This window comes from Belnapia sp. F-4-1, assembly GCF_000802185.1.
In the GTDB taxonomy this organism is placed as follows: domain Bacteria; phylum Pseudomonadota; class Alphaproteobacteria; order Acetobacterales; family Acetobacteraceae; genus Belnapia.
The window spans coordinates 45,603-48,311 of the sequence record NZ_KN676118.1 but is presented as its reverse complement, the minus strand read 5'-3'; the positions used below and the strand labels follow the sequence as shown (position 1 = coordinate 48,311).

General features: G+C 63.2%; 3 protein-coding genes, 1 tRNA gene and 1 pseudogene. 3 read left to right on the top strand and 2 right to left on the bottom strand.

Annotated features, from left to right (window positions below):
• A pseudogene (locus LH62_RS30890) lies at positions 1 to 123 on the top strand (IS5/IS1182 family transposase); the annotation flags it as partial.
• A 133-nt stretch (positions 124 to 256) separates the two neighbouring features.
• Here the strand turns inward: LH62_RS30890 and LH62_RS27695 are convergent.
• Positions 257 to 331 (bottom strand) — tRNA-Gln (locus LH62_RS27695).
• A gap of 190 nt (positions 332 to 521) precedes the next feature.
• On the opposite strand from LH62_RS27695, the gene LH62_RS32485 reads away from it, so the two are divergent.
• Positions 522 to 656: a hypothetical protein gene (locus tag LH62_RS32485; RefSeq protein WP_255360041.1), complete on the top strand. Its 135-nt coding sequence runs from the start codon at positions 522 to 524 to the stop codon at positions 654 to 656.
• 32 nt (positions 657 to 688) lie between these two features.
• Here LH62_RS32485 and LH62_RS27690 read toward each other — a convergent pair whose 3' ends face one another.
• Positions 689 to 1,009, bottom strand: a complete 321-nt coding sequence (locus LH62_RS27690; protein WP_043367460.1) for a hypothetical protein — start codon at positions 1,007 to 1,009, stop codon at positions 689 to 691.
• Positions 1,010 to 1,416: 407 nt separating this feature from the next.
• Here LH62_RS27690 and LH62_RS27685 point away from each other — a divergent pair.
• Positions 1,417 to 2,709 (top strand): methyl-accepting chemotaxis protein (locus LH62_RS27685; protein ID WP_201445686.1); only part of this gene is annotated, 1,293 nt, incomplete at its 3' end.

Genomic DNA, 2,709 nt, shown 5'->3' with positions numbered 1-2,709 from the left:
ACGCGCTTCCGCCGCCTCGTCAAAGACTACGAGCGCTACGCCAGCACGCTCGCCGATTTCCACCTCGTCCCCTTCGTCTGCCTCATGCTCAAGCAAGTCGCTCTACTGGCAGCAGGTACCTAACAAGCTCTAGGTGCGTGCTGGCTTCGGCATCTGCACTCCCAGCCGGGTCGCTACTGCCTCAAGCAACGCCACGTCGCCAGCCTGCCACTGTTTCCATTCAGCAACTGGATCGCTTCGGCCGCCGGCATGCCAATGGCTGCCCCGCTAGGGTTCGAACCTAGATTGACCGCTTCAAAGGCGGCTGTCCTACCAGTTAGACGACCGGGCATCGATCTAGTGAGTGAAGGACAGTTAGATTTCGCGCTCGTTGACGGTGGCGGTTACAGCATCGGGCTTGTTGCCGAATTACATGTGCGTCGCGCTGGTGGCGGGGCAGGAGCGATGAACCGAACCTATCCCGACAAAGCAACCTTTGAAGCTGACTCGATCGGCTTACAGGGCTCTGCCTTAAAATTAAGGTGGCAGCGCAGAAGCAGGGCATCGAGGTCGAGACTGCCGCCCTGCATGCCTTCCAAGTCGGCCAGCTTACCGCCGAGGATTACGAGATGGTTCGGCTGGCGTTAGGCGGGAACGATGAGGTGTCGCGGCGCTGAGCCCCGTCGAAGTGGTGGCGAGGAATGCCGCTTCAAATCCGCCACTGCCCCGCGCCGCGCTGAAGCAGCAGCCACGTGCCTCCGACGCCTGGCGTTTCCGGCAGGCCGCTCAAGCCCACGATGTCGGCCGGCTCGCCGCACTGGTTGCAGCGCAGCTTCGGCAGCACCTCGGCCCATGTCAGGCCGGGCGGAAGCTGCGGCACCAGATCCGCCACCAGCCGGCGTTGCCGGCGGCAGTGTCCGGCGCATTGCACAATGAGATGCCATTCAGCAGCTGGAGCGGCAAAATCGGCGACGGCCTGGCGCATCGCGACGCGGCCTCGGCAGACGGGCTCGGGCTCATCCTCGATCATTCAGGGCGGCCCAGCTTAACAGCCCTGAACGAAAATTCGTCTGAGAGGAGGCCGTCCGGCCCCAACCCGCTCGCTGCAAACTTGTGAGACGACGGCAGCGCGAGCCCCTTCCGGCTCTCAGTGCGGCGAATTAATCCATGTCTAGATCGGCTGAAAATACCTAGCACACCATCCTGTGCCTAAATCGGTCTGCGGGCCCACCCGTCCTTTCTCAGAGAGATACAGAACAATGCTTGATACATCTGTTGTGTGCCAATGTTGAGAAGGGGCTTTGCCTATCCTAAGACGCGATTGAGACACAATTTATATAACAATTTTCAGGCGATTAGCGCCTCGTTAATGCGGTCTCGTTATCACTAGTCTGATCAAACTGCGGGCTCATCTCTGCAACGCCAGACGAGATAACAATGACCTTCCTCAGCAACATGAGTGTTCGCACCAAGCTCATCAGCGCCTTCGGCTGTCTGCTGATCGTTACCGCGGGCATGGCAGGCGTCGCCATCCAACAGCTTTCGCACCTGGACGCTGCCGCCAGCGATCTGGGCGGGAACTGGTTACCGGGATCGATAGCTTTGGGCGATGCCGCTCAGGATGTGGTTCAGTTCCGTCAGATCCAAGCTGCTGAGATCCTTGCGACCACCGAGACCCGAAAGATGAGCCTGGTGCGGCGAAAGGCTGACACGGCGAGATCGCTTCAGGAAAATTGGCGCGCATACGAAGTCACAACCTCATTCGATGAGGAGAAGCGACTTGCCTCGGCCTTACAAAATGCGTGGCGTAGCTACATCAACATGGATCAGCAGTTCTCTGCTCTGATCAGTTCCGGCGACAAAGAGAAGGCTACGCAGCTTTATGACGGTGAGCTTGCGAGGCTCAGCGCCGCGTTCAGAGAAGCGCTGAAGGCCACCTCGGCTTACAACGTGCGCATGAGCGCTGAGGCAACCCAAGCTGTTCGAGACACCTATAAAACCGCGCTTTGGATGATCGGCCTCGTCACCTTGTTTTCGGCCGCCATGTCCGTGGCCGCGGTGTTGTGGTTGAACGCGGGCATCGTCAAGCGGGTGGTGCAGGTGGCCGGCGCCATGCGCCAGTTGGCGCGGCGCGACTACGCCTTTGCGCTGCCGGCGAGGGGCGCGGACGAGATTGGCGACATGACCCGGGCGGTGGAGGAGTGCCGCGCAGGGCTGCAGGAGGCCGACCGGCTGGCGACGGAGCAGGCGCGGCTGCAGGAGGTGCAGGTACAGCGTGCGGCCCATCTGGCGGACCTGACGCGCGGGTTTGAGGGAGCGGTGGGGCAGCTGTCCGGCACGCTGGCCTCGGCGGCGACGGAGCTGCAGGCGACCTCGGCGGTGATGTCGGGCAGTGCCGGCCAGGCCAGCGCCCAGGCGGGGGCGGTGGCGGTGGCCGCCGAGCAGGCCAGCGGCAACGTGCAGACCGTGGCAGCCGCCGCCGAGGAGCTCTCGGCCTCGGTCTCCGAGATCTCCCGCCAGGTGGCGCAGTCGGCCAAGGTGGCCGGCCGTGCGGCGGACGACGCCCGGCGGACGGACGCCACCGTGCGCGAGCTCGCCGACGGCGCCCAGCGGATCGGCGAGGTGGTGCGGCTGATCAGCGACATCGCCAGCCAAACCAACCTGCTGGCGCTGAACGCCACGATCGAGGCGGCGCGCGCCGGCGATGCCGGCAAGGGCTTTGCCGTGGTC

What these genes read in the sequence shown, in the direction of transcription:
- LH62_RS27690 (WP_043367460.1), bottom strand. Translation starts at nt 1,009, where the DNA reads ATGATCGAGGATGAGCCCGAGCCCGTCTGCCGAGGCCGCGTCGCGATG.